The organism is Nakamurella sp. GG22 (assembly GCF_052976845.2).
On the sequence record NZ_JBRIIO020000021.1, the window covers coordinates 35,633 to 60,674 of the forward strand.

At 68.4% G+C, this 25,042-nt stretch carries 22 protein-coding genes; 11 read left to right on the plus strand and 11 right to left on the minus strand.

Features of this window, described 5'->3' with window-relative positions:
* Positions 1-199 precede the first annotated feature (199 nt).
* Both rfbA and manB read left to right on the plus strand, forming a co-directional pair.
* The gene (rfbA, locus tag ACVBEQ_RS19490; RefSeq protein WP_447154965.1) at positions 200-1,081 is read left to right on the plus strand and encodes a glucose-1-phosphate thymidylyltransferase RfbA; all 882 of its coding nucleotides are present in this window, start codon (positions 200-202) and stop codon (positions 1,079-1,081) included.
* 128 nt (positions 1,082-1,209) lie between these two features.
* Positions 1,210-2,340, plus strand: a complete 1,131-nt coding sequence (manB, locus tag ACVBEQ_RS19495; protein ID WP_447154966.1) for a mannose-1-phosphate guanylyltransferase — start codon at positions 1,210-1,212, stop codon at positions 2,338-2,340.
* Between the two features lie 61 nt (positions 2,341-2,401).
* Here the strand turns inward: manB and ACVBEQ_RS19500 are convergent, their stop codons facing one another.
* The 4 genes from ACVBEQ_RS19500 to ACVBEQ_RS19515 form a co-directional block, all read right to left on the minus strand.
* Positions 2,402-5,425, minus strand: coding sequence for a YfhO family protein (locus ACVBEQ_RS19500; protein WP_447154967.1), 3,024 nt, complete (start codon positions 5,423-5,425; stop codon positions 2,402-2,404).
* Between the two features lie 110 nt (positions 5,426-5,535).
* Complete coding sequence (locus ACVBEQ_RS19505) at positions 5,536-6,954, minus strand: hypothetical protein (protein WP_447154968.1); 1,419 nt, start codon at positions 6,952-6,954, stop codon at positions 5,536-5,538.
* Positions 6,955-6,961: 7 nt separating this feature from the next.
* Positions 6,962-7,759, minus strand: coding sequence for a class I SAM-dependent methyltransferase (locus ACVBEQ_RS19510; RefSeq protein WP_447154969.1), 798 nt, complete (start codon positions 7,757-7,759; stop codon positions 6,962-6,964).
* The gene (locus ACVBEQ_RS19515; protein ID WP_447154970.1) at positions 7,749-8,729 is read right to left on the minus strand and encodes a lysylphosphatidylglycerol synthase domain-containing protein; all 981 of its coding nucleotides are present in this window, start codon (positions 8,727-8,729) and stop codon (positions 7,749-7,751) included. The genes ACVBEQ_RS19510 and ACVBEQ_RS19515 overlap by 11 nt, the downstream gene beginning before the upstream one ends.
* Before the next feature lie 204 nt (positions 8,730-8,933).
* Here ACVBEQ_RS19515 and ACVBEQ_RS19520 point away from each other — a divergent pair, with 204 nt between their 5' ends.
* The gene (locus ACVBEQ_RS19520) at positions 8,934-9,995 is read left to right on the plus strand and encodes a glycosyltransferase family 2 protein (protein WP_447154971.1); all 1,062 of its coding nucleotides are present in this window, start codon (positions 8,934-8,936) and stop codon (positions 9,993-9,995) included.
* 78 nt (positions 9,996-10,073) lie between these two features.
* Here ACVBEQ_RS19520 and ACVBEQ_RS19525 read toward each other — a convergent pair whose 3' ends face one another.
* The 6 genes from ACVBEQ_RS19525 to ACVBEQ_RS19550 all read right to left on the minus strand — a co-directional run bounded on the left by ACVBEQ_RS19525 (position 10,074) and on the right by ACVBEQ_RS19550 (position 16,363).
* Positions 10,074-11,696: a hypothetical protein gene (locus ACVBEQ_RS19525; RefSeq protein WP_447154972.1), complete on the minus strand. Its 1,623-nt coding sequence runs from the start codon at positions 11,694-11,696 to the stop codon at positions 10,074-10,076.
* A 4-nt stretch (positions 11,697-11,700) separates the two neighbouring features.
* Positions 11,701-12,396: a glycosyltransferase family 2 protein gene (locus ACVBEQ_RS19530; RefSeq protein WP_447154973.1), complete on the minus strand. Its 696-nt coding sequence runs from the start codon at positions 12,394-12,396 to the stop codon at positions 11,701-11,703.
* Between the two features lie 99 nt (positions 12,397-12,495).
* Complete coding sequence (locus tag ACVBEQ_RS19535; protein ID WP_447155027.1) at positions 12,496-13,068, minus strand: NUDIX hydrolase; 573 nt, start codon at positions 13,066-13,068, stop codon at positions 12,496-12,498.
* Between the two features lie 23 nt (positions 13,069-13,091).
* Positions 13,092-14,462: a coenzyme F420-0:L-glutamate ligase gene (locus ACVBEQ_RS19540; protein WP_447154974.1), complete on the minus strand. Its 1,371-nt coding sequence runs from the start codon at positions 14,460-14,462 to the stop codon at positions 13,092-13,094.
* Positions 14,452-15,525, minus strand: a complete 1,074-nt coding sequence (cofD, locus tag ACVBEQ_RS19545) for a 2-phospho-L-lactate transferase (protein ID WP_447154975.1) — start codon at positions 15,523-15,525, stop codon at positions 14,452-14,454. Before cofD ends, ACVBEQ_RS19540 begins: the two co-directional genes overlap by 11 nt.
* An 88-nt stretch (positions 15,526-15,613) precedes the next feature.
* Positions 15,614-16,363, minus strand: coding sequence for a site-2 protease family protein (locus tag ACVBEQ_RS19550; RefSeq protein ID WP_447154976.1), 750 nt, complete (start codon positions 16,361-16,363; stop codon positions 15,614-15,616).
* Positions 16,364-16,671: 308 nt separating this feature from the next.
* On the opposite strand from ACVBEQ_RS19550, the gene ACVBEQ_RS19555 reads away from it, so the two are divergent.
* Both ACVBEQ_RS19555 and ACVBEQ_RS19560 read left to right on the plus strand, forming a co-directional pair.
* Positions 16,672-16,941, plus strand: a complete 270-nt coding sequence (locus tag ACVBEQ_RS19555) for a WhiB family transcriptional regulator (protein WP_447155028.1) — start codon at positions 16,672-16,674, stop codon at positions 16,939-16,941.
* 100 nt (positions 16,942-17,041) lie between these two features.
* Positions 17,042-17,443 (plus strand): YccF domain-containing protein, encoded by a 402-nt coding sequence (locus ACVBEQ_RS19560; RefSeq protein WP_447154977.1) that lies wholly within the window; start codon positions 17,042-17,044, stop codon positions 17,441-17,443.
* 16 nt (positions 17,444-17,459) lie between these two features.
* Here the strand turns inward: ACVBEQ_RS19560 and ACVBEQ_RS19565 are convergent, their stop codons facing one another.
* Positions 17,460-18,014, minus strand: a complete 555-nt coding sequence (locus ACVBEQ_RS19565) for a metallopeptidase family protein (protein ID WP_447154978.1) — start codon at positions 18,012-18,014, stop codon at positions 17,460-17,462.
* A 74-nt stretch (positions 18,015-18,088) separates the two neighbouring features.
* On the opposite strand from ACVBEQ_RS19565, the gene ACVBEQ_RS19570 reads away from it, so the two are divergent.
* The 6 genes from ACVBEQ_RS19570 to ACVBEQ_RS19595 all read left to right on the plus strand — a co-directional run bounded on the left by ACVBEQ_RS19570 (position 18,089) and on the right by ACVBEQ_RS19595 (position 24,903).
* On the plus strand, positions 18,089-18,439 hold the full coding sequence (locus tag ACVBEQ_RS19570) for a DUF3499 domain-containing protein (RefSeq protein WP_447154979.1): 351 nt from the start codon (positions 18,089-18,091) through the stop codon (positions 18,437-18,439).
* A 421-nt stretch (positions 18,440-18,860) separates the two neighbouring features.
* A complete protein-coding gene (locus ACVBEQ_RS19575) occupies positions 18,861-20,228 on the plus strand; it encodes a phosphomannomutase/phosphoglucomutase (RefSeq protein ID WP_447155029.1) in 1,368 nt (455 codons plus the stop codon).
* A 50-nt stretch (positions 20,229-20,278) separates the two neighbouring features.
* Positions 20,279-20,512: a Trm112 family protein gene (locus tag ACVBEQ_RS19580; RefSeq protein ID WP_447154980.1), complete on the plus strand. Its 234-nt coding sequence runs from the start codon at positions 20,279-20,281 to the stop codon at positions 20,510-20,512.
* The gene (locus ACVBEQ_RS19585; protein ID WP_447154981.1) at positions 20,509-21,864 is read left to right on the plus strand and encodes a hypothetical protein; all 1,356 of its coding nucleotides are present in this window, start codon (positions 20,509-20,511) and stop codon (positions 21,862-21,864) included. Before ACVBEQ_RS19580 ends, ACVBEQ_RS19585 begins: the two co-directional genes overlap by 4 nt.
* Positions 21,855-23,081, plus strand: a complete 1,227-nt coding sequence (gene manA / locus ACVBEQ_RS19590) for a mannose-6-phosphate isomerase, class I (protein WP_447154982.1) — start codon at positions 21,855-21,857, stop codon at positions 23,079-23,081. Before ACVBEQ_RS19585 ends, manA begins: the two co-directional genes overlap by 10 nt.
* Before the next feature lie 160 nt (positions 23,082-23,241).
* On the plus strand, positions 23,242-24,903 hold the full coding sequence (locus tag ACVBEQ_RS19595) for an amino acid permease (RefSeq protein ID WP_447154983.1): 1,662 nt from the start codon (positions 23,242-23,244) through the stop codon (positions 24,901-24,903).
* Positions 24,904-25,042: the final 139 nt, after the last annotated feature.

Consider the following 25,042-nt stretch of genomic DNA (forward strand, 5'->3'; position numbering starts at 1 on the left):
CGCTTCCGGCGCCTGGGGTGGCGTGACGTACGTCACGCCACCCCGAAGGGTATGCGGGTGACGGACCCGGCTGCCGGAGGCGCACCGGGTGGCACCTTCGGCGTATCGGGCTCGGGTAGGGTCGGCACACCCAGCCGTGGTCCGCCCGAGCCGTGGGCCGCAGAGCGACGACCGACAGGACTGGAGTGGCCGACAGCCGATGAAGGGCATCATTCTCGCCGGCGGTGCCGGTACCCGCCTGCACCCGATCACCCGCGCGGTGTCCAAGCAACTGCTGCCGGTGTTCGACAAGCCGATGATCTACTACCCGCTCTCGGTGCTGATGCTGGCCAGGATCCGCGAGATCCTGGTGATCACCACCCCGGAGGACAACGCGGGATTCCGCCGTTTGCTCGGGGACGGCAGCGAGTGGGGCCTGCAGATCACCTATGCGGAGCAGGCAGCGCCCAACGGGCTCGCGGAGGCGTTCATCATCGGCGCCGAGCACATCGGCGACGATTCGGTGGCGCTCGTGCTGGGCGACAACATCTTCTACGGGCAGGGCTTCTCCCAGACGCTGCACCGGGCCGTCGACAACGTGGACGGCTGCGTGCTGTTCGGGTACCCGGTCCGCGACCCGGAGCGGTACGGCGTCGGGGAGAAGGACGCGAACGGCAGGCTCGTCTCCATCGAAGAAAAGCCCGCGAAGCCGCGGTCGAACCTTGCCATCACCGGGCTCTACATCTACGACAACGACGTCGTCGGGTACGCGGCTGACCTCCGCCCCAGCGCCCGCGGCGAACTCGAGATCACCGATCTGAACAACATCTATCTCGAGAAGGGCAAGGCCTCGCTGATCGACCTGGGCCGCGGGTTCGCGTGGCTCGATACCGGAACCCACGACTCGCTGCTCGAGGCCGGCGAATTCGTCCAGGTCCTCGAGCACCGGCAGGGCGTCCGTATCTCCTGTCTCGAGGAGATCGCCCTGGTCGCCGGCTTCATAGACGCCGAGCAGTGCCTCACGCTCGGCAAGGCGCTGGCGAAGTCGCCGTACGGCCAATATGTGATCGCCGTGGCCGAAGCCGCCGGCGCCCGCGGCTGACGGCAGCAGCCGGCTCGTCGTCCCAATCCGAGTGCGAACCCCGACGCCCCGGCACGGCCACCGTCGACGACCGGGACGCCGCACCTGCAGGCGGTCCCGTCGGGGCCCGACCGTTAGGAGTGACAACCATGTCCGTACCCAGCTCGTCGGCATCCGACAGGCCGACATCCAGCTCGTCGACATCTGACAGGGCCGACCGGAACGTGGACGCCGTGGTGCTCGTCGGTGGCCACGGCACCCGGCTCCGGCCGTTGACCCTGTCCGCACCCAAGCCCATGCTGCCCACCGCCGGCGTGCCGTTCCTCGAGCACCTGCTGTCCCGCATCCGCGAAGCAGGTATCCGGCATGTGGTGCTCGGCACGTCGTACAAGGCGGAGACCTTCACCGAATACTTCGGTGACGGCGCGGCCTTCGGCCTCGACATCGAGTACATGGTCGAGGACGTCCCGCTCGGCACCGGCGGTGGCATTCGCAACGTCGCCGACCGGCTGCGCGCCGACACCGTGCTGGTGTTCAACGGCGACGTGCTGTCCGGGTGCGATCTCACCGCGCTGCTGGACACCCACGAGCGGCAGGATTCCGACGTGACGCTGCACCTGGTGAAGGTGCCCGACCCGCGCGCGTTCGGCTCGGTCCCGACGGACCAGGACGGCCGGGTGCAGGCGTTCCTGGAGAAGACCGACAACCCACCGACGGATCAGATCAACGCCGGCTGCTATGTCTTCCGCCGCAGCGTGCTGGAGGGCATCCCGGCCGGCCGGGTCGTCTCGGTGGAGCGTGAGACATTCCCCGGCCTGCTCGAATCCGGAGCCCGCGTGCAGGGCCACGTCGACTCCACCTACTGGCTGGACCTGGGCACGCCCGCTGCCTTTGTCCGCGGGTCGGCCGATCTCGTCACCGGCGTCGCTCCGACCGGGGCGCTGCCCGGCCCGACGGGCCCGGCCCTGCTGCTGCCCGGTGCCAATGTCGACGCCACCGCGACGGTGACCGGCGGCAGCACCATCGGCCGGGACGTGACCGTCGGTGCCGGCGCCGTGGTCGACGGGTCCGTCGTCTTCGACGGGGCGCAGATCGGTGAAGGCGCGACGGTGGCCAGGGCGGTCATCGGCACCGGAGTCGTCTTGGGCGCGGGAACGGTCATCATGGATGCGGTGATCGGCGACGATGTCGTCGTCGGCGACAATTGCGAGCTCGTTGCTGGGATCAGGATCTGGCCCGGGTTGCGGCTCCCGGCAGGGAGCGTGCGGTTCTCCGCCTGACCCACCCGCCCGTCGGCAGGGCGGGAGCCCCGCCCGTCGTCGAGGGCTCCCGACGACGGTTTCAGCCTGCTGACGTGCCCGTGGGCCGCCGCCTTCGGCGGGCCAGCGGTGGGATCACCAGCGCGAGCACGGCGACGGCGAGGCTGACCGCGGTGATGACAAGTCCGCGGACGTTCCCCAGACCGTTGTATCGGAACTCCACCTGATGCGCACCCTGCTCCACCCAGACGGCGCCGAACGCGTGGTCGGCGGCGCTGATGGTGGCTTGTTGTCCGTCGACGAGCACCTCCCAGCCCACCTGGATCGGGTCGGCGAGCACGAGATATCCCGCCCCGGCGGCGTCGACGTCGACTGCCACCCGGTCACCCGAGTCTTCGGCGGTGGTCAACACCGCTGCGCCACCCGACGGCACCGGGCCAGGCTTGTCGAGCACCACCGTAGACGATTGCAGGGCAGGGTCGGCCAGCAGGTTCAGCCGGGCACGGGCATCAGGCTCGACGACCGATGCGGACGCCCATCGGATGCGGGGCAGCGCGGAGGGCCGCTCCCACACAGTCGCCGATGCGTCAGCGAACACCTCGCGTAGCCCGTCCTGCTGGCTTGCCATCACTTGTGCCTGAGGCTGCCCGGCGACCTCGGCCAGTTGCGCCGGGACGGGGGCCCCGTCGGGGTCGACGGCGGAGATGGTGAGCGTCACCGGGCCGCGCTGTTTTCCCAGATCCTCGCCGGCAACCGGGATTTGCACCCAGCCCGGACCGTATCCGGCGCTCGTGGTCACCCCGCGGGCAAGCGGCGAACCGTCGCCGTCGGCGATCTCGGCGACCAAGCTGATCCCCTGCCGTTCATCATCCTTCACCTCGGCAACCAGCTGAACCCGGACACCGCGAAGATTCTGCGCGGTCATTGTCAGTGTCTGCGGCAGCGGCAAGGAGGCGGGCTGTCCGACGGCCTGCTGCCACGGGCCCCCCGTGAGGTCGACGATCTGTGCCGGCACCTGGTAGCCCGGCGCCACGGCCACGGTGGAGGCAGCCATTCGATCGAAGAGCGGTGACCTGATGGCTTCGTCGGTCAGGGTGATGTCGGTGCGCGGGTTCGTGCCGCCCGCCTTCTCGGGCGCTGCCCGGCGGAGCAGGTCCTGGAACTCCGGGTTCGGGAATGCATGGCCGGTGACGGTCCGGATCCCATACGCACCGGCCGATGACCCCTGGAAGGTGCGAAGTGTGATGACGCGGTCCGATCCCGCTTGCTCGGCCGTTGCGGTGATGCTCGGATTGAGGGGGTAGAAGTCCTCGGTCGGTGTCAACGGCCAGAAGAGGCTGACCGATTGGAACACCTGGGTGCCGGTGACGCCCACGATGAGCACCGCAAGAACCGACATCGCGATGGCACGCGGGCGGCGACGCCGAGTCCGGACGAACCGTGCCTCCGGATGGGCATCAGGTCGGGATCCAGGATCTGAGCCCGACTCAGACCGGGATTCTGTCTCGGTCTGCGGCTCGCGATCCGAAGGCGTGGCGACGGTGGTTCGCGGGTCGGACGCCCTGGAGAGCGTCATGGCGACCGCGACGAGCAACATAGAGCCCAGGCCCAGGATCACGTCCCTGCGGAACAGTTCGGGGTCGAGGCCGGGGAAGCGGCTCCACACCAGCACGACACCGACGGTGGCAGCCGCGAAGGTCAGCCAACCGCCGAAAAGCAGCCGGATCCGAACCGCACGCGGAACGCCGGTTCGAAGCAGAACATGGAACCCGATACCAGCGAGCGCACACCCGGCGAGCCCCACCAGGTCGCGCAACCGGCCCGAGCTGTTGTTGGCGAATGCCGGAAAGTGCCGTAGCCAGTCCGTCCAGAAGCCGTGCCGCCAGACGAGTGCGGCAGATAGCAGCCCGATGACCACGAGCGCGGGTACCGCTCCCTTGGCGACTCCGCTCCACCGCCCCGCCAGGATGGCTAGGACCGCGAGCGCGATTGTCCCCATCCCGAGGAAGGCGTAGCTCTCGATCACGTTGGTTCGCGGGAACCCCAGTGGATTGATGGATTGCGGAAAGAACACCGTCAGGAACGACTTGAACGGCATCTGCGCTTCAAACGCCGTCGAGCGGCGGCCGATGACAATTTCACCCAGGCGGTTGACCATCGGCAGAACCTGCAAAGCAGACAGTCCGATACCAAGCAGAACAGCAGCGGCGCCGCCGGCCAGCGTCCCGACGTTGCTGCGGCGGGAGTGAGCCGGTAGTTGCACGGCCCAACGGATGATGAAGTAGAGCGCGCCGGCATACAGTGCGTGGCCGGCCACGGCGGGGAACCCGCTGAGCAACAGCAAGGCGACCGCGGCGCTGATCACCAGTCCGGACCGGGTGGTGCGCTGGACCACGAACCGTTCGATTGCCCAGAAGGTCGCTGGCATCAGTGACGCCACTCCGGTCTGTCCCTGCCAACCGGACCAGGCGACGAAGAATCCGGAGCCGCAATAGAGGAGCCCGGCAAGTGCCCCAGCGGCCCAGCTGGTTCCGAGGCGCCGCAGCCAGAGCATCATTCCGCCGACGGCCAGCAGGAGCTGGATCAGCTTCGCCAGGCCCGCCGCCCACCAGGTGGGAAAGAGGAGGAACACGACCGAACTCGGCGTCAGGGTGGGATTGAACGGGGCCGCCATCAACTCGATGCCGGCACCATTCAGGCTCGACCACAACGGCAGGTCACCCGAGAAAAGCCGCTGGTGGATCTGTAGATATGACGGCAACACATGGTCGACGGTGTCGCCGACGTAGGCATTGTGCGGCTCGACAACAGAGGCGTGATCTAACCAAGGGGCCTGAGCGGCGAGGACATCGACGCCGGTGAACGTCTTGGCGCCGATCAATGCCGGGCCTAGCTTGATCCCGATCAGTAAGGCCAGGATGGCCAGCACGACCGCGAGCAGGACGCCGCCACGAACGATCGATCGATCCGCCGTCGTCGACCGTACGGACGCTTCACCGCCGGTCGGGACACCGGCGGCTGGCGGCTGCCGCGACGTGTCGGCGGACGCTCCGTCGTCGACGGTGACCGGACCGCCGGCGCGTTCACCGTCGGCAGTAGTGGTCATCGAGCGCCATCCTTTCGGCTTCCGCACGGCGTTGCGGGTCACCTGCTGTGCTCGCACACAATTTCATTGTCGAGTAATGACGCACCGTCACTGCGTATGGACGGGTGGTGTCAGAGCGGGAGGAGGCCGAAGACAGTGCCGCCCAGGATCAGCACGCCCAGCGTTGCGACCACGATGGTGGTGCGACGCAGGCGCAAGGTATCGGCCACCGTCGCCAGGCAGAAGACAGCGATGGGCACGAGCGATATGCCGTAACGCGCGGAGATGCCGGGAAAGTACTGCGGAACCTCGCCCATCCCGAGCGCCTGCACCTCGACGATCAACGGGAACAATGCGCACCCGGCGAACAACAGGATCGCCGGCCAGCGGCGCCGGTTGCCCCGTCGATGCAACACCAGCGCGAGCAGTGCGGCGGCGATCAGTGGAATCGTGACGGCGGTGTTCCACGCCACCAGGTACCTCGAACGGAGTTCCGGGACCAGGTTGACGTCGGCCAGTAGGTCAAAGCCCTTGACCAGCGAGGTGATCCAGGAGGTGAGAGGGTCACGCACCAGTGTTTCGGTATTGACCCCGATCACTGGATTGACCCAGCCGGGCTGCGCCCGCAGCGCCTGGAAATGGGACCAGACCAGGTACATGGCTGCGGAGGGGCCGACCAGCACCACCGATGCGCGCAGCCGCAGCCAACCGGTCCGCGGCTGTCGGCGGGCGAAGGCGGTGAGCGCGAACCAACCGAGGCCGGCAGCGATCATGAACATCGGCAGGGCGTTGAGCACCTTCGTGGCAGCAAACAACGCGGTGAGGAGCGCGGGAACCAGGAGGTGGACTGAACGGGAAATCCGGAACCGGCCGAGGTAGTACAGCGAGTAGGCGCCGGCCAGCATGGCCGGCGCGTCATCGGTGACGATGGTGGAAGCCGTGATCACCCGCGGCAGGCTCATCAACAGCAGGGGAGCCGCGATGGCGTAGAGCGTGCGGACCCGCCAGACACGGCAGGCGACGTACATCATCACCAGTCCGGCGGACAGCCACAGCGCTCCGGTGAGCTGGGCAAGCGTGACAAAGCGCTGATCTCCCACGAAGAGTTGGCCGAACTCGACCAGGCCGGCGGTGATCAGGTAGTAGAGCGGCAAATGGAATGCGTTGTACTGCTGCCCGCCGTTGGGGAACTGGCCGGCGTCGACCGCCTGGCCGCACGGCGGCAATTGAGCATTCCATTGACCCAAGCAGGCCCAGTCCGCGAGCACCTTGGGGGCGACGGTGTCGCCATCGGCCGGCAGATTGCCGTGCATCAGCTGATAGACCCAGTCGAGGTGGGTGTATTCGTCGATCGCGGATAAGCCACGAACGCGCGCCACGGCGACGATGACGAACAGCACAGCGATCGTGGTCAGCAGCAGCGAAACGACGATCAGCTTCCCCAGGGTGTCGCCGGTGCGGTGGTGCACCGCCCGCTGGATCCGGCGCATGACCGCATGCTCTCTGGCAGCCATCTGCGTGCGCTGGGTGCCGACGCTCGTCGCGTTCATCAAGCCGTCAGTTTCCGGACAAGCCAGCCGGCGTCGACCCGCGGGCGGCGGATCGGAAGAGGATGGACGTCTGATCGGGGTAAGGCAGGGTCGGGGTCAAGCCGGGCAGTCGGCGCTCGACGAGATTGCTCGCTGCGATCGCCTGGCGGTACCGGGCACGGTGAGAATTGTCGAACACGATGAGTCCGTCCGCGGCCAGTCGGTCGGCGGCAATGGCGAGGCAGGCCTCGCGGGCGCGGCCGTCGATCACGATGATGTCGAAGAGGCCGGGCTCGGCATTGATCGCGTGGACATACGCCGCGAAATCCATACCTTGATGTCCGGGCTTCTCCGACCCGATGGCCGGCGATGACGTCATCTCCGGTTCGACGACCCGGAAGGTGATCGACGGGTTCCCGGCGAGCGCGGGGCCGATGACCCCCGCGAACCCGGCGTGGTGCTCGATGGAGATGACCTCGTCGGCCCGTTCGGCCAGCCATAACGTCGACGCACCCGAGCCGTACTCGAAGACCCTGATGGGTTTGGGCCGGTTCACCAGCCACGCGTCCACCACGTCGATCGCGCGGTAAGTCCACCACGGGACGCCGAGTTCGGCGATGGCCAGCGAATCGTGGACCTTGGTAAGGCTGGTCACCCAGTGTTTGAACCTGCGGTCCCGGTCCGGCGGCTCGACGGGGAGCAGGCCGACCTTGGTGAGCACCTGGCCGGCCCCCTTCGCGGTTCGGGCATAGGTCTTCTTCGCCGCCCAGGAGAGCCGTCCCTGCAGATCGGGAGTGTTCGACCCAGCTACCTCGTTATTGGTCACCAACGACAACGCTCCGATCGACTGACGTGGTCGTCCCGGTCGCCCTGATGACCAGCACGCTGACAATTCCGAACACCGCGTCGATGGCGACAAAGGCCAGTCGCGACACCGCGGCCACCGCAACCGCCGGGCCGCCGGCGACACCGCTGGCGACCAGGAACATCAATTCCCGGACGCCGGCCCCGGCCGGGACCGGCACGATCAGAAATCCGACGATCCAGGCGGAGACGGCTGCGAACGCTACGCGAGCCGGCTGCTGCTCAAAACCGAGACCCTTGGTGATCAGTGATGATGATGCCCCGACCAGCAGCCAGGCGGGGGTGGACACGGCGATGAGCCCGATCATCTGCCCCCACCGAGGCGCCTGCACGACGACGCGACCCTTCGAGAGCCGGTCGACCAGCCGCAGCACCCTGCTGAGCACAGCGGGATGGACCAGCACGATCCCGAGCGGGATCAGCAGCAGGATGAGCGACTCCCAGCCGAGCCTGAGCCCGTCACCGGACAGGAACGGCAGGAAGATGACGCAGGCCACAGCGCTGCCGACACACATCAGGCCGAGCGACATCAGGGTGGTCGTATAGGCGAGCGAACGGCTGACACCGCCGCGGTGCGCGAGTTCACCCCGGCCGACGACAGGCCAAATCCCGCCCGGCAGGTACTTGCCGAGTTCTCCCGCGAAGTACCAGGTCGTCGTCCTGCCGAGGCCGGTCCGCACGCCGAAGACCCGCAGACACCGGAACCATTGCAGAGCCAGGAACCACATGCCGAGAGCGGCACACAGCACGCCCGCGCCGATCCAGCGCAGATCGGCCGTGCGCAGGGCCGCGGAGACCTCGGACCATTGGTCGACCAGTGCGCGCACGCACAGGGTGATCGCCGCCACGGCGATCGCGATCCCGAGAATCCGCAGCAGCAGGGCCCGGCGTCGATTCCCGCGGGGCGCGTCGGAATCGGCCTTGACGTCCATCGCCGTCGAACGTAGCAGTCCTGCGGGGCCTCGATTTGCGGGGACGGGCCGGTCCGCATGTTGGGACGGAAGGCGAAAGGTTGATATTTTGGGCACCGGCCTCGCCCGCTTGTGCTGCTTCCGGGCACCAGGTCGCCACCACCGAGTCGACCGTCACGCTCGGTGGTCTCCGAGATTTCCGTCGTACGCCGTCGCTGGAGAGTCATGAAACTGGTCGTGCAGGTCCCCTGTCTCAACGAGGAGGAGACGCTTCCGGCCGTCCTGGGTTCGATTCCACGACAGATCGACGGCATCGATTCGATCGAGCTGGTGGTGATCGACGACGGGTCCACCGACCGCACCGTCGAGGTCGCGCAAAGGTTCGGCGCGCACGTCATCAAGCACGCCCGGACGATGGGCCTGGCCCGCTCGTTCCGGGACGGCGCGGACTACGCGCTGTTCCGCGGGGCGGACATCGTGGTGAACACCGACGGCGACAACCAGTACCCGCAGGCCGCCATCCCGGATCTTGTCGCACCGATCGTGCAGGGCAGGGCCGACATCGTCATCGGCGACCGCCAGACGGACAGCATCGAGCACTTCTCGCCGTTCAAGAAGGTCATGCAGCGGTTCGGCAGCCGCGTGGTCAACAAGGCGGCCAATACCGAACTGCCTGATGCGGCCAGCGGCTTCCGGGCGTACTCCCGGGCTGCGCTCTACCGGCTCAACCTCATCACGCAGTTCAGCTACTGCATGGAGACGATCATTCAGGCGGGCAACCGCCGGCTGGAGATCATCAGCATCCCGGTCGTCACCAACCCGAAGACCCGCGAGTCCCGGCTGTTCAAAAACATCTGGCACCACATGTTCAAGTCGGGGGTGGCCATCACCCGCAGCTATTTGATGTTCCGGCCATTCGTGATCCTGGTGACTCTGGGGACGATTTTCGGCCTGCTGGGTCTCATTCCGTTCGTCCGGTTCGGCTGGCTGTGGCTCACCGAAGACGGCACGGGGCACATCCAGTCGCTGATCTTCGGCACGTCGATGTTCATCGCGTCGTCGCTCTGCTTCGCCCTGCTGATCATCGCCGACCTGCTCAGGACCAACCGCATCGTGCTGGAGGAGACTCTGGAGCGGACCAAGCATCTGCAGTACGACCGGCCGGAGAGCTACCCGCGGTTGATCAGCGCCGAGCCGGTCGAGGGGCGAGTAAGCAGGCTGGATCCGCAGGTCGACGCGATCACCGAAGTGGGTGGCTGGACCGCAAGCGCGGGTCGCGCCATCTGATCTGACCGAGTTTGCCGGTGTCGATGTCGCCCGCCGTCAACTCCCGCCGCTCCCACCCCTGCAGTTCAGGGTCGACAGTCAGTGGGTATTTGGGACAGTGAGCAGTGCCAAGACATCGGGGATGACGTCGGTGCCCATCAGCCCCGCTGCGTCGGTCGCAGCGGCGTATTGCGCCAGTTCATCGCGCCTGGTGTGGTCGTGGATGACCCAGATGCGGCCACTGGCGCCAGGCTGTAGCGCATTCTCCAGGGCGCGTGCCATGACTTCATCGACCGCAGCCGGCGTTCGATCCCAAGCGACCAAGATACTTGGCTGGTCGGGATACACGGCGACGAACTGCTGCAGGTTGCTGCTGACCGGCGCGATTCTGGGTGACCCCGTCGGCCAGTGGTACGCGAAACCCCAGCTGCTCAACATGCCGATGACGATGGTGTCCCCGGGCTGCGCATGCGACGCGATGTACGCAGTGGGAGTGGCCAGGTCCTCATCCGGAATCGAGTGGATGAGGATCCTGCTGGTAACCGCGGGGTTGGTGGCGAAGGCCAGCAAAGACATGACGGCGATGACGGCCGCGAGGGCGACATGCGCCCGCGCGGCGAGGGCGGCAATCCCGGCCGCCCCGATCGCGGCTGTGACCACGATCGCGGTGGACAGGAAGTGTGACGTCCGCACGTCATACAGCGGGTATTGCCGTGCTGCGGACAGAATCACCATCATCACGAGCAGGACGGGCAACAGCAGGGCGCAGGCGATGCGCCGCAGCAGTACCAAAGTGGTCACGCCGATCGCGAGCAGGACAACCACCACGATCAGTGGGCCGAGACCCAAAGCGTCGACCATGCGCCGTTGGGCTTTCTCCAGGAATGTTAACGCTGTCGGCCACCCCTGATCCAGCGGCAGGTAGTAGCGCCGCCAGTACTCGTTTAATTCGGGCGGCGCACCAGGTCTGTAGAGGGTTAGATAGACCCCCGCCAAGACTGCCCCGCACACAGCGCCTACCACCGCTGACTCGGCCAACCTGCGCCACTGACGCCGTATCAGCTCCGCAATGATCAGAGAACCGAACGCCGCAGTGCCGACAAAGACGGCCGCCGCACTGAATAGGAACCCGGTCGCGACGAAAGTGGCGAGATGGAGAAGTCGCCGCCGTGACCAGTCCGATTCCAGTCGGGACACCAACCACAACACGGCAAGGGTGAAACAAGCATCGGCCGTGTACTGTTTGAGATCGTTTCTGATCAATGCCGACGGCACGAGCAGCGCCGCAATACCGGCCATGGTGGCTCCCACCCGTCCGAGCAATACAGTGGGCCACGGCAGGCTCCGAACATAACCATAAGCGGCGATAACCGCCATTGCACTGAAAAGCAATGGAACGATGCGCAGCCCTTCCGGATAGCCGAACGGCACAAACCGCAGCGATAGCGTCCAGCCCGGCGGAGACGAAGCTGTTACTCTGAGCAAGTCTGCCAACGGCAGTTTCGTTGATATTGCCACCCAGGTTTCGTCGTTCCAAAACGGCTGGGTCAGCATGTACTTGACGTCGTGGACGAAAAAAGTTGCGAGCGCGAGGAAAATGGCAACAGCCACGTCAATGCTGCGTCCGACAAACACTTCCCGGCGACGACGACCGAGCAGACCGTGACCCCTGCTGTCTGGCGGCGGATCGAGGTCAGCGCCCGCACTTTCTGTGACCGACATCATTTCACTCGACCGGCTTTCGCAGCCGTTCCTTGCCCAGGATCCAGATGGCTTCGACGCCGTCCTTCCAGGTCAGCTTCTTGCCCTCCTCGCGGGTCCGGGCTTTGTAGCTGATCGGGACCTCGTAGGGCCGGTAACCGCTCCGGAGCAACTTGCCAGTGATCTCCGCTTCCATCCCAAACCCGTCCGACCGGATGTTCATCTTGCGGTAGAGCTTGAGCGGCATCAGCTTGAAGCACGTCTCGAGATCGCTGATGTAGCAGTTGAACAGGATGTTTGCGGCCGTGGTGACTCCTCGATTGCCCAAAACGTACAAGTAGGAGTAGGCGTTGTGGCTGCCGAAGGTGCGGGTTCCGTACACCACGGTCGCCTGCTCCTCGATGATCGGCATGACCAGCGACGGGATCTCTTCGGGTGCGTACTCGAGGTCCGCGTCGCACATGATGAGGTAGTCGCCGTTGGCCAATTCGGCGCCCTTCTTGATGGCCGAGCCCTTACCGCCATTGGCGAGCTTCTCGTGAATGATGACACGCGGCTCGTCGACCCATTGCGAATACAGACTTCGGGTACCGTCGGTGCTGCCGTCATCGACGATCACCAACTCCATCTCGACCGGATAGTCGACGTTCAGGACGCGTTTGACGGCGGATTCGAGCGTGGCGATCTCGTTGTAAACAGGCATCACAATCGAAAGTTTCACGGCGGGAGTATACGGGCGCAGCCCTTGCTATTCGTCATGGTGCGGCCGAGTGTGGGGAAGTCATTGGTCCGACGATCAATCGGGGAGCCGATTTCATGATCAATCCTTGATCCCGGCTCCGGTTCGGTCGCCGGTTGACGCCGGGCGCAACTGCTCCGTCGGTGCCCGCGTGCGCAGCGCTGCGCCGACGGCATTGGTCAGGTCACCGGTCCCCGGCGGCAGTGCGCTGACCGGCCAGAATCGCAGGTCATCGGACTCCGAGGAGATCGCCGGAACCGCACCCGCGGGTGCGATGACCCGGAAGATCACGTCGAAATGACGGGTCGGAATCCCGAGCGAGCAGGTGACCGGGTGGACGTCGAGATGCACCGGGCTCGGGTCGATCACGAGCCCCTCGATGCCCGACTCCTCGGTCGCCTCGCGGAGCGCTGCGGCGGAGATCGAGTCGTCCTTCTTCTCGCAGTGCCCGCCGAGTTGCACCCAGCGCTTGACCCTCGGGTGCAGGGTCAGCAGCGTCTGCGACAGGTCGGCGGAGAGCACCACCGCGCTTGCCGTGACGTGACCCGGCACGCAGGATCGCTTGGTGGCGTCCGGCCGAGCCTCGAGGAACCCGAGGAAGGCCTCCCGCAGTGCACTCTGGCCGAGGTCCGGAGCGGCCCAGCCCCGGAGCATCGCAGTGGCGTCCCGATGGGTCTTCACCGGAGCACCAGCCCACCGGCGGCGGGTGGGCGCGGGGCCAACGGCTCGAGTGGGTGCCCGACCCCGACCGCCCCCAACGGTTCCCAGTCGTCCGGAAGCTGCAGCACCGACCGCACCACGGCCGGGCAGAAGATGGTCGAGGAGATCCAGGCGGATCCGAGGCCCTCGGCGGCCAGCGCCACCAGCAGCGCCTGCACGGCCGCGCCGCCGGCCACCGTGAACATGGTGTGTTCGGCCGCCCGCCGACGGGGGTCGGGGTACTCGTGCCGGCCGTCCCCGGTGATCAGCGGGACGATGATCTCGGTGGCGTCCCGCAGCACCTGGCCGCGCGCAGTCCGGCGGGCGATCCGGTCGGTTGTCCAACCGTCGTCGGCGAGGTCCGCCTCCCAGGCCGCCTGCATCGCCTCCAGCAGTGCCTGACGGTGCTCGCGCACCAGCACGAAGCGAACCGGCCGGGTGTGATGGGGTGCCGGTGCGGTCAACGCGATGTCGGCGCAGCGGGCCAGTACGGCGTCGTCCACCGGTTCCCCGCTGAATGTTCGGACGGTCCTGCGTAACAGCACAGCCTCTCGCCGGCCCTGTTCGACTGCGAGATCGGTGCCGAGCCGGAAGAGGTCCTCGTCCCGATCCCGGATCAGCGACTGTGCACCGCCGGTGGCGGCCGGCCGCGGAACCTGCACACCCCGCGCGACGGCCACCGGAACCGCAGCGAGTTTTCCCTTGACCAGGTCGCCGGCGGCCGCGAGTTCGTCGCCGACGGCGACCTGGGTGACGACCAGTTCGTTGCCGTGCGCGTCGACGTCACCCCGCAGATCGGCGAGCACCTCGACCCCGGCTGCGCCGATGGCCACGTCGGTCACCCCGAGCCGCCAGGCCCGGCCCTGGGTGTCGGTCACGATCACCCCGACATCGAGCCCCCGGCGGGCGAAGTCGGCGCGCAGCCGGGCGGCCGAGGCATCCGGATCGACGGGCAGCAGGGCAATCTCGTCCGCGTGAACGTTGGAGGCGTCGACCCCGGCGGCGGCCGCGACGATGCCGAGCCGGTTCTCCACGATCTTGGTCCGGCCCACCTGTGCGACGAGCCGCACGGACTCGCCGTCGATCAGCGTGCGGCGCAGGGCATCCCGTGCTTCCGGGTCGGTCGGCGACGCCACCAGGCGGCCCTCGGTCTTGGACAGCACCTTGGACGTCACCAGCAGGACGTCGCCGTCGGCCAGCCACGGGGCGGCGGAGGTGATCGCGCCGGCCAGATCATCACCCGGCCGGAACTCCGGCAGACCGGTGACCGGAAGGATCTGCAGGCCGGCCGGAGCGGGAGCGTCCGGTGCGGCCGTGGTTGGTTCGGGGCCGGTCAGGTCAGCGGACACCGGCCACCTCCACGCACGCCGCGACCATCACCGCAGTGGCCTTGGGGTCGGACATCAACAGCGGCCGCGGGACCACCGTCACCCCGGGGATGTCGGCGGTGTCGTCCTCCGCGATCAGGAACGCGTCCAGGATGCCGCCTGCTGACCGTGCGCCGTAATGCCGGCCGATCCCCTCCGCGCTGCATTCGACACCGAGCGCCTGCAAGCATTTGTCGGCGTGCCCGCGGACGGGGCGGCTCCCGATCACCGGCGACACCCCCACCACCGGTGCGGACGTCGCCCGGAGTGCGTCGGCGATCCTTGGGACGGCCAGCACGGTGCCGATCGACACGACGGGGTTGGACGGTGCGACCAGCACGACATCGGCGTCCGCGATGGCGGCCAGCACGCCCGGCCCCGGGACCGCGTCCTCGGCCCCGATCGGTTTGATGGAGAGGGCAGGCAGGGCTGCCTGGTACCGGATCCACCACTCCTGGAAGTGCAGCGCGACCAGCGGGGGAGCGCCGGTGGCCTGCCCGGCCGCGACCGACGCCTGCGACGGCTCGGGGTCGGCGACGACGACGTGCGTCTCGATCCGGCTGTCGGTCATCGGCAGCAGCGTCACGCCCGGCTGCCATCGGTCGCACAGCGCCCGGGTCACCTCGGAGAGCGGGTAGCCGGCGTCGAGCATCCGGGTGCGGATCAGGTGGGTCGCGATGTCCCGGTCGCCGAGCGAGAACCAGGGTGCCTCTGCGCCGTAACCGGCCAGTTCTGCTGACACGGTCCACGTCTCGTCGGCCCGGCCCCAGCCCCGCTGCCGGTCCGAGACGCCGGCCAGGGTGTACATGCAGGAGTCGAGATCGGGACAGATCTGCAGGTTGTGCAAACGGATGTCGTCAGCCGTGTTGACGATCGCGGTGACCTCGCTGGTCGGCCCGGAGGCCGGGTACTCCCAGGGCAGTCCCTCCGGCGGGGCGCCGAACGTTGTCGGAGCCGGCCCGTAGGCCTGCCAGCCGAGGTATTCCTTCACCCCCAGCAGGAACTTGGCTCCGCCGATGCCACCGACCAGGACCGCGATCTTCACAGGCGCCCATCCTTCCAGACGTCCGGGCAGCGTCCTCGCACTCGCGCGGCGATCGACAATCCGCACCGTACGGTCGGCCGATGAAGCCTCACCCCCAGAACCGGAACAACCCACCGCCCACGGCAGCCAGCCGTTCGTTGCCACCCGCCAGGCCCAGCAGCGAGTAACCGGCGTCGAACAGCCAGGCGCCGGCGCCGGGCACCGAGATCAGGATGGCGAACACGCCGAGCGGAAGCCATGGCCGGAGCGGCCTGATGCGCTCCTTGAACCGCGGTGAGAGGTACGGCTCGAGGATTCCGAAGCCGTCGAAGCCGGGAATGGGCAGCAGGTTGAGCACGCCCGCCACGAACTGCAGCAGCGCGAGGTAGGCGAGCGCGGCACCGAGAGCGGAGTTCAGCCCGGCGGACACGATGGCCAGCAGCACCCCACAGACCAGGTTGGTCGCTGGGCCGGCGGCCGAGACGAGACTCGCGTACCAGTACCGGCGCAGCCGGCCGGGCTCGACGAGCACGGCACCGCCGGGCAGTGGGATGCCGCCGACGGCCAGCAGGATGAGCGGGATCATCACGCTGTAGGTGACGTCGGTGTAGCGGGCCGGATTCAGCGTCAGGTAGCCGCGGGCCCGGACGGAGATGTCGCCTCCGGCGAGCGCCACGGCGGCGTGCGCGAACTCGTGCAGGCAGAGGGTGATCACCCAGCCGCCCAGCACCACGAGGAACACCCAGACGCCCACCGGCAGGCCCAGCGGTGATGTCGGTGACTGCGCAGCCACCGCCGCGGCAGCCGTCGCCGCCACCACCGCGGGGAAGATCCAGGTGCCGCCGGTCGTTTTCGCCATACCCCAGTGTGACCGTGCCTCATGGGGAGTGACGGACAGTGACCAACCACTCCGAGGTGTTGCCGGGCGCGGCACGAAAGAAGCAAAGTTCGCCGACCGGGCTGTATAGCACCCTTCCGAGCTTGACGAGGAGCGGGACACACGGGTGTAATCACATCGGTGTTATTCGCCGGTCGAGCGTCGTCGAGATTCGCGGCAGTGCGATACCCGCAGATCCCGAACAACGTCCGGCACAGGGCTTTCGCCCCGGTGAACCGGTCGCCGGCCGCTTCGAACCCGGCACCACGAGAGGACAGCACGTGACCGATCTGGGGGAGCTCTCCCTGCGACAGATTCCAGTGACGCTGGTCGACAGCGCCGAGCCGGAATGGCACGAACGTGCACTGTGCGCCCAGACCGACCCGGAGGCATTCTTCCCCGAGAAGGGGGGATCGACCCGGGAGGCCAAGAAGATCTGCACCGGCTGCGAGGTGCGGTCCGAGTGCCTGTCGTACGCCCTGGCGCATGACGAGCGCTTCGGCATCTGGGGTGGACTGAGCGAGCGCGAACGTCGCCGGCTCAAGCGCGCCGCGGGCTGACCGCACCGGTCGCCCGCAGCACCACCGGCAATCGGGGAGTTCGATGGTGAAGCGCGGAGCAGCGGACAATTCGCCCGTTCCGGCACGCTAGGGTCGGAGTATGCGGCTGATCCTGAACATCATTTGGCTTGTCCTGTGCGGCTTCTGGATGGCGATCGCGTACGTCATCACCGGCATCATCGCCTGCATCCTGATCATCACCATCCCGTTCGGCATCGCGTCGTTCCGCATCGCCGGATTCGCGCTCTGGCCGTTCGGTCGCACCGTCGTGAACAAGCCGGGGGCGGGTGCACCGTCCTTCATCGGCAACGTGATCTGGTTCATCTTCGCCGGCCTCTGGCTGGCCATCGCGCACCTGGTGACAGGCGTCGCGCTGATGATCACCATCATCGGGATCCCGCTGGCGCTGGCCGATTTCAAGCTCATCCCGATCTCACTGGCCCCACTGGGCAAGGACATCGTCCCGCTGGACGACCGGTACCGGCTGCAGACGGTCGCCTGACGGGCAGCGAACAAACTCAGTCGACCGGGCCGCCGTCGCCGGACTCACCGAGAACTGCGCTGACCTGTTCGCCCAGCACCTCGGCAATCAGGTCTCCTAGGTCGAGCGCGTCACTGGACCTGACCTCGAGCGGCCGCCGGTAGACCACGATCCGGGCCTTCGTCGGCCGACCGCGCACGTCGATCCCCGGCGGCTGGAACCGGGTCAGCGGCACCCCGCCGTCCAGGACCACCGCATCCGACGGCAACTCCGGACCGTCCGGGGGCAACGCGGGAACCTCGTCGACCGCGAATTCGAAGGCGTCGAGGCGGCCGGGCCAGCGTTCCTCGAGGTCGGCCACCGCTTCCAGCACCGCTTGGTCGAAACGCTGCGCCCTGGTGCGGGAGGCCGGCACGTCGCCGGGCAGCAGCGGCGCCCGCAGGCCGCGGCCCCGTCGGTCGCGGCGCTGCCGGCCGGGCTCCGCGGCACCCACGGGCGGCCGGCGGGCCAGGAACGGGCGGGGGGCGCGGGCCGGCCGCCCGGGGACGGACGCGCGGGTGCGCCGGGACGGATCTGGTTCGGTGCCGGCCATGACGGGGCCAGTGTAGGACCGGCGTTCGGCGCGCCGCCGCCGCTGCTGCGGACGCGCCGCGTTATCGTGCCGCAGTGGCCAGACTGCGACGGTGTTCGAGGAGCGGTTGCACCAACCCTGCCGTCGCCACCCTGACTTTTGCCTATGCCGACTCGACCGCCGTCGTCGGCCCGTTGGCCACCGCCGCAGAACCGCATTCGTACGACCTGTGTTCCGTGCACGCCCAGGGCCTGACCGCGCCCAAGGGATGGGAGGTCGTCCGGCCGGACGAGGAACTGGCCGACGCCGCCGCCCGCACGGACGATCTCGAGGCGCTGGCCAACGCGGTCCGGGAGGCGGGCCGCGCGGAACGCTCGCCCGAGCCGATTCCGACGGGGACCGGTCGCCGCGGGCACCTCCGCGTGTTGCGCACGCCGGACGAGTGAGCCCGGTCCTATCGCCCTCCACGGGCGATGGGACTGTCGGGCGGCGCAGGTAGGGTCTGGTCGTAGTCGGGACCTCGATCGGGCTCAGCAGCCCCGGCCGTGGGGAGCAAAGGCGCCCGTGCCGGCACGTACCGGCAACGCGTCGCCGGTACTGCAGGACCTGCTGTACCGCAACCGGTTCGCTGCTGGGGGACTACCCTGCTCCGGCCAGGACCGGGCGACATCACCGCGACATCAATCGCCACCCCGGTGGCGATCGGGGTGATGCGCGCACAGCGTGGCTGAGCAGTGCGTCACAGGGCAAGCGTCACAGGAGAGTGCGCCGAACGCTGGCGTCGCGAACGAGAAGGAGTGATCAGTGGGCGAACCGGCCACCACAACCGCAGGCTCGGCAGGTGCGCAGGCGAACGAGGCCGCCCGGTTGACGTCGTTCGTCAAGGCGTACGACGTCCGCGGCCTGGTCGGCAGCCAGCTGACCTCCGATGTCTGCCGGGCGCTCGGTCACTCGTTCGCCCGGTTCGTCGCCGGGAGCAGTTCGGCCGTCGTCATTGCCTACGACATGCGCGAGTCGTCGCCCGAACTGGCCGGTGCCTTCGCGGAGGGCGTCACCGGTGCCGGGCTCGACGTCGTGATGGCGGGCCTCGGATCTACCGACCTGCTGTATTTCGCCTCCGGACTGCTCGACCTGCCGGGCGCGATGTTCACCGCCTCGCACAATCCGGCCACTTACAACGGCATCAAGATGTGCCTGCCCGGCGCGGTGCCGATCAGCGTGGACACCGGGCTCGCAACGGTGCGCGACGAGGCGCAGCAGATGCTGGACGACGGCATGGTCGCGCCCGGCGCGGAGCCCGCGCGTCGCGGCACGGTCAGTGAGCGCAACCTGCTGGTCGAGTACGCCGAATACCTGCGGACCCTCGTCGACCTGCGCGGCATCCGCCCCTTGCACGTCGTGGTCGACGCCGGCAACGGGATGGCCGGTTACACCGTCCCCGCGGTCTTCGAGGGACTGCCGCTGCGGGTGGAGCCGCTGTACTTCGAGCTGGACGGCACCTTCCCCAATCACGAGGCGAATCCGCTGGAGCCGGCCAACCTGGTCGACCTGCAGCAGGAAGTGCGGCGGACCGGCGCGGACATCGGCCTGGCGTTCGACGGCGACGCCGACCGCTGTTTCGTCATCGACGAGCGAGGCGAGCCGGTCTCGCCGAGTGCCATCACGGCGCTGGTCGCCACCCGCGAGCTGGCCAGGCACCCCGGCGCGACCATCCTCTACAACCTCATCTCTTCGCACGCCGTCCCGGAGATCGTCACCGAAGCCGGTGGGGTCCCGATCCGAACCCGGGTCGGGCACTCCTTCATCAAGGCCGAGATGGCCAAGACCGGCGCGGTTTTCGGCGGTGAGCACTCCGCGCACTACTACTTCGCGGACTTCTTCCGCGCCGACACCGGCATGCTCGCCGCCATGCACGTGCTCGCCGCCCTCGGCGGTCAGGATCAGCCGCTCTCCGAGTTCGCCGCGGAGTACGAGCGCTACTCCGACTCGGGCGAGATCAACTCGACGGTCGTCGACGCCCCGGCCAAACTCGATGCCATCAGGGCCTGGGCCGCCGAGCACGGCGCGGACATCGACGAGCTCGACGGCGTGACGGTCACCCTGCCGGACGGGGAGCGCTGGTTCAATGTGCGGTCCAGCAACACCGAACCGTTGCTGCGGCTGAACGTCGAGGCGCCGGACCGGGATCGGATGACAGCGCTGCGGGACGAGATCCTGGCGCTGATCAGATCTTGATCCGGTCCTGATCCGCTGACGATTGCCGCTCGAAGAGGAAGATTGGGACGATGACGACTCCGCACGACCCGTCCACCGGTTGGGGCCTTGATCCTGTGTTGCTCGAAGTGCTCGCCTGCCCGGCCGAGCATCATGCACCGTTGACGGCCGGCACGCCGACCGATCCCACCGCGCCCGCGCTGACCTGCTCAGAATGCGGTCGGGTCTTCCCGATCCGGGACGGCATTCCGGTATTGCTGCTCGACGAGGCGACCGGTGGGCCAGGGGTGCGTGCACTCCCGTGACCGGCCAGCGGACCGTCGACCTGCACGACCAGCAGTCCCTGATCGACGCGGACACCGCCGCCCTGCTGCCATCGGCGGCGCTGGCCGGCGCCCAGGTGCGGTCCGGCGCCGAACAGGTCGCCGGACTCTCCCCGTTCGACCGCCCCAGGGCCCTGGTGGTCGTCGGCGCCGGCGCCAACGTCGATGCTGCGCTGCTGACCGCACTGATCGGTGATCGGTCCGCGGCGCCGGTCGTGGCGTCGCCGACGCTGCCCGGCTGGGTCGGCCCGCTGGACATCGTCGTGGTGTTCGCCGCCGCTGTCGACGACATGGCCGCCGCCGAAGCCGCCGCACAGGCATCCCGACGCGGCGCCCGGCTGATCGTCCGCGGGCCGCAGGAGGGGCCGGTCGCCGCGGCGGCCGGTGCCGCACTGCTCGACCCGCAGCTCTCGGTGACCGAAGCGCTGGCCGCGCCCGGCAGACTCGCCCTGCTGGCCGCCGTCGCGGCGGCCGCCGGCCTCTACGTGCGACCCGACTTCGCCGCCGCCGCAGAACAACTCGACGCGATGGCGATGGCCTGCCATCCGTCGTCCGAGTTCTTCGTCAACCCCGGTCTGACGCTCGCCGAGCACCTGACGACCGGGACGCCGCTGTTCATCGGCACCGACCCCGTCGCGGACGCCATCGCGGCACATGCGACGCGCTCGCTCGCCGGGCTCGCCGGCTTTGCGGCGGGCTGGCTCGGCTCGGGTCAGGCAGCGGGCTCGCCGCCCGTCCTGGCCAGGGCCAGCAGCCGGGGTGGTGCGGCGGCCGGCCGTTCGGGACCCGAGGGTGGCGACCTGTTCTGGGACCCCTACGACGACGATCAGGCGGGTGGAACCGCCGGTCAGCAGATCGCCCCCGTGCTGGTGATCGGACCGGCCGCGGCGTCGCCGGTCCCGGGGAGCCTGGGCGGCGGGCTGATCGGCGCGGGCCTGGCCGGCTCCGCGCCACCGTCCGGCGATTTCCCGTTCGGCTCCGGGCCGCCCGCACCGCGGTCTCCGCTGGCGGCGGCGCTGGAAGCCGCCCTGCCGCGGGCGATGTGCATCGGACCGGACGAGTTGCCGCTGACCGGGGACGCCGGATCGGGATTAGAGCAGCCCGCACCCGGTGTGCCGCAGCGGGATGCCTTCACCTGGACGGTGTCGATGCTCAACCGGATCGACTTCGCGGCGGTGTACCTGGGCCTGCTGACGATGGCCAGGGCGCCGCTCGACTCGCCCGACGGACTCGGCCGCCGTGGCCGTTCCGCGTCCCACCTGCCGGGGGTCGGCCGGGCCGTGACCCCGCGTGACGACGCAACCGAGGAAAGCGAGTTCGGTTCGTGGAGTTGATGCGCAACCGGATCAGGCCGTACGCCTGGGGCTCCCGCACCGCCATCGCCGAGCTGATGGGCGAACCCAGCCCGTCACCGCACCCGCAGGCCGAGCTCTGGCTCGGCGCGCACCCCGGTGATTCCTCGGTGCTGCTCGGTGAGCACGGCGACCGTCCGTTGATCGATGCCATCGCCCAGGATCCGGTGGCGACGCTGGGCCGGCGGGGCCACGACGCGTTCGACTCCCGGCTGCCGTTCCTGCTCAAGGTGCTGGCCGCCGCGGAGCCGCTGTCCCTGCAGGCGCACCCGTCCGCGGACCAGGCCCAGCGTGGGTTCGCCGCCGAGGAGGAGGCGCAGATCCCGCTCACCTCGGCCCGGCGGAACTACCGGGACAGCTCGCACAAGCCGGAGCTGATCTGCGCCCTCACCCCGTTCGATGCGCTCTGCGGCTTCCGCCTGCCGGCCACCACCGTGCGACTGCTGGCCGCGCTGCAGGTGCCGCAGCTCGACCATTACCTGGGCCTGCTGTCCGGGCAGCCGGATGTGCACGGAACCCGCGCGCTGTTCTCCTCGCTCATCACGATCCCGCCGGTGACACTCGGCCCGCTGCTCTCGGCGGTGCTCACCGCGTGCATCGACAAGGTCCGGCGCGGCGACGAGTTCACCCCCGAGTACCGCACGGCGCTGGAACTGGGGGAGCGGTACCCGGGCGATCCCGGTGTTCTGGCGTCGCTGCTGCTCAACCGGGTCACCCTGCAGCCGGGCCAGGCGCTGTACCTGCCGGCCGGGAATCTGCATGCCTACCTGTCCGGGACGGGCATCGAGATCATGGCGAACTCCGACAACGTGCTGCGCGGCGGTCTGACCCCCAAGCACGTCGACGTGCCGGAGTTGATGAAGGTGCTGGACTTCACCCCCGCCGACGTGGAGGTGCTCGACGGCGACCCGGTGGGTGAGCACGAGTGGGTGTACCCGACGCCGGCCGCCGAATTCCGGTTGTCGCGCCTGCAGGTCAACGGGGACCGACTGCAGGTGGGTCATGACGGGCCGCAGGTGCTGTTGACCGTGGACGGCAAGCTGGAGGTCACCGACGACACGGGCCGGCATCTGGCCGTGCCCAAGGGGCACTCGGTGTGGATCGCGGCCGGTGACGGGCCGGTGTGGCTCAGCGGTGACGGTTCCGCCTTCCGGGCCACCGACGGCCTGCCGCACGACCCCGCGGCACAGGTCCACTGACGTCCCAGCAGGGGATTTCGGCCTGCGGAGGGCCGGATTCCCTGCTGAAATGACAGTCGACGCAGTTCATCCCCTTTCGATGATTATCCGGCCACCTCCGGGGTAATGGGGTGGTCGGACGGTAACATTTCCGGCCCTCCAGGCTCCGAAAGGCCAACGCATGAGCGGATTGTGGCGCACGAAATCAGTCGAGCAGTCGATCCAGGACACCGACGAACCGGGGCACAAACTGAAGCGGTCGCTGACCGCCTGGGATCTCACCGTGTTCGGTGTCGCGGTCGTCATCGGCGCTGGCATCTTCACCCTCACCGCGCGGGTTGCCGCAACGACGGCGGGGCCGGCGGTGTCCATCTCGTTCGTCATCGCCGCGATCGCCTGCGGGCTGGCCGCGATGTGCTACGCCGAATTCGCCTCGACCGTGCCAGTCGCCGGGTCGGCGTACACCTTCTCCTACGCGACTCTCGGTGAGCTGGTGGCCTGGATCATCGGCTGGGACCTGGTTCTCGAGCTCGCGCTCGGTGCGTCGGTGGTCTCCAAGGGCTGGTCGCTGTACCTGGGCAACCTGTTCACCCAGTTCGGCGGATCGCTCGAGACCACCATCGAACTCGGGCCGATCGACTTCGACTGGGGCGCCGTGCTGATCGTCGCGGTGATCACCTGGATCCTGGTGCTCGGCACGAAACTGTCCGCCCGCGCCAACCTGGTGATCACCAGCATCAAGGTCGCCGTCGTGCTGCTGGTGATCATCGTCGGCTTCTTCTACTTCAACGCCTCCAACCTCTCGCCGTTCATCCCGCCGAGCGAGCCCGCGCCCGGCGGCGGCGGCGACACCGGGCTCGAGCAACCGCTTCTCCAGCTGGTCACCGGTGCCGAGCCGTCGTCGTTCGGGGTGTTCGGCATTCTCGCCGCCGCCTCGCTGGTGTTCTTCGCCTTCATCGGCTTCGACGTCGTCGCGACCGCAGCGGAGGAGACGAACAACCCCAAGCGGGACCTGCCCCGCGGCATCTTCGGTTCGCTGGCGATCGTCACCGTGCTGTACGTCCTGGTGACGATCGTGCTGACCGCGATGGTGCCGTACAACCAACTGGGGCCGCTGCAGGAGGACGGCACGTACGACGGCGACTCGGCGACGCTGGCGACGGCGTTCACCGCGGTCGGGGTGGACTGGGCGGCGAACGTCATCGCGATCGGCGCGCTGGCCGGCCTGACCACCGTGGTGCTGGTGCTGATGCTCGGCCAGAGCCGCATCATCTTCGCGATGAGCCGGGACGGCCTGCTCCCGCGCGGTCTCGCCTCGGTCGACGAGAAGCGCGGGACCCCGGCGAAGATCACCATCGGCGTCGGTGTCGCCGTCGCGCTGATCGCCGGCTTCTCCGACATCAGCGTGCTGGAGGAGATGGTCAACGTCGGCACGCTCTTCGCGTTCGTGCTGGTTTCCATCGGGGTGATCGTGCTGCGCAGGACCAGGCCCGATCTCGAGCGGTCGTACAAGGTGCCGCTGATGCCCGTGGTGCCGATCCTGTCGGTGCTGGCCTGCCTGTGGCTGATGATCAACCTGACGGCCATCACCTGGGTGCGGTTCCTGATCTGGATGGCGCTCGGCGTCGTCGTGTACTTCCTGTACGGCAAGCGGCACTCGCTCGTGCAACGCCGGGCCGGTGACGGGCTGGAGCTGACCCAGGAGGAGATCAAGGCGACCTGGCGGGCCGAACGCGATTCCGGCTGGGTGGACGGGCACGGTTCCGACCGCGGCGCGTCCGCCGGTTCCGGTGACGGCGGCTCGTCGCCCGCGCCCGACCGCAAGGACCCCCGCAACCCCTGAGCCGACAGCCCCTGACCCGACAGCCCTGACCTGACAGCCTGACCCGAGATGGATCCGGCCGGACGCGATCCGGCGACCCGGAGCCTGTCGTCCACCCTCGGTGGCCCTCGCGCCGGGCCGCCGGCGGCGTTGTGGTTAC

Excerpts from the sequence above, each read along its gene's own strand:
- rfbA (WP_447154965.1), top strand. The coding sequence starts at position 200 with ATGAAGGGCATCATTCTCGCCGGCGGTGCCGGTACCCGCCTGCACCCG.
- manB (WP_447154966.1), top strand. The coding sequence starts at position 1,210 with ATGTCCGTACCCAGCTCGTCGGCATCCGACAGGCCGACATCCAGCTCG.
- ACVBEQ_RS19500 (WP_447154967.1), bottom strand. The coding sequence starts at position 5,425 with ATGACCACTACTGCCGACGGTGAACGCGCCGGCGGTCCGGTCACCGTC.
- ACVBEQ_RS19505 (WP_447154968.1), bottom strand. The coding sequence starts at position 6,954 with ATGAACGCGACGAGCGTCGGCACCCAGCGCACGCAGATGGCTGCCAGA.
- ACVBEQ_RS19515 (WP_447154970.1), bottom strand. The coding sequence starts at position 8,729 with ATGGACGTCAAGGCCGATTCCGACGCGCCCCGCGGGAATCGACGCCGG.
- ACVBEQ_RS19520 (WP_447154971.1), top strand. The coding sequence starts at position 8,934 with ATGAAACTGGTCGTGCAGGTCCCCTGTCTCAACGAGGAGGAGACGCTT.
- ACVBEQ_RS19525 (WP_447154972.1), bottom strand. The coding sequence starts at position 11,696 with ATGTCGGTCACAGAAAGTGCGGGCGCTGACCTCGATCCGCCGCCAGAC.
- ACVBEQ_RS19535 (WP_447155027.1), bottom strand. The coding sequence starts at position 13,068 with ATGCTCCGGGGCTGGGCCGCTCCGGACCTCGGCCAGAGTGCACTGCGG.
- ACVBEQ_RS19550 (WP_447154976.1), bottom strand. The coding sequence starts at position 16,363 with ATGGCGAAAACGACCGGCGGCACCTGGATCTTCCCCGCGGTGGTGGCG.
- ACVBEQ_RS19560 (WP_447154977.1), top strand. The coding sequence starts at position 17,042 with ATGCGGCTGATCCTGAACATCATTTGGCTTGTCCTGTGCGGCTTCTGG.
- ACVBEQ_RS19565 (WP_447154978.1), bottom strand. The coding sequence starts at position 18,014 with ATGGCCGGCACCGAACCAGATCCGTCCCGGCGCACCCGCGCGTCCGTC.
- ACVBEQ_RS19580 (WP_447154980.1), top strand. The coding sequence starts at position 20,279 with ATGACGACTCCGCACGACCCGTCCACCGGTTGGGGCCTTGATCCTGTG.
- ACVBEQ_RS19595 (WP_447154983.1), top strand. The coding sequence starts at position 23,242 with ATGAGCGGATTGTGGCGCACGAAATCAGTCGAGCAGTCGATCCAGGAC.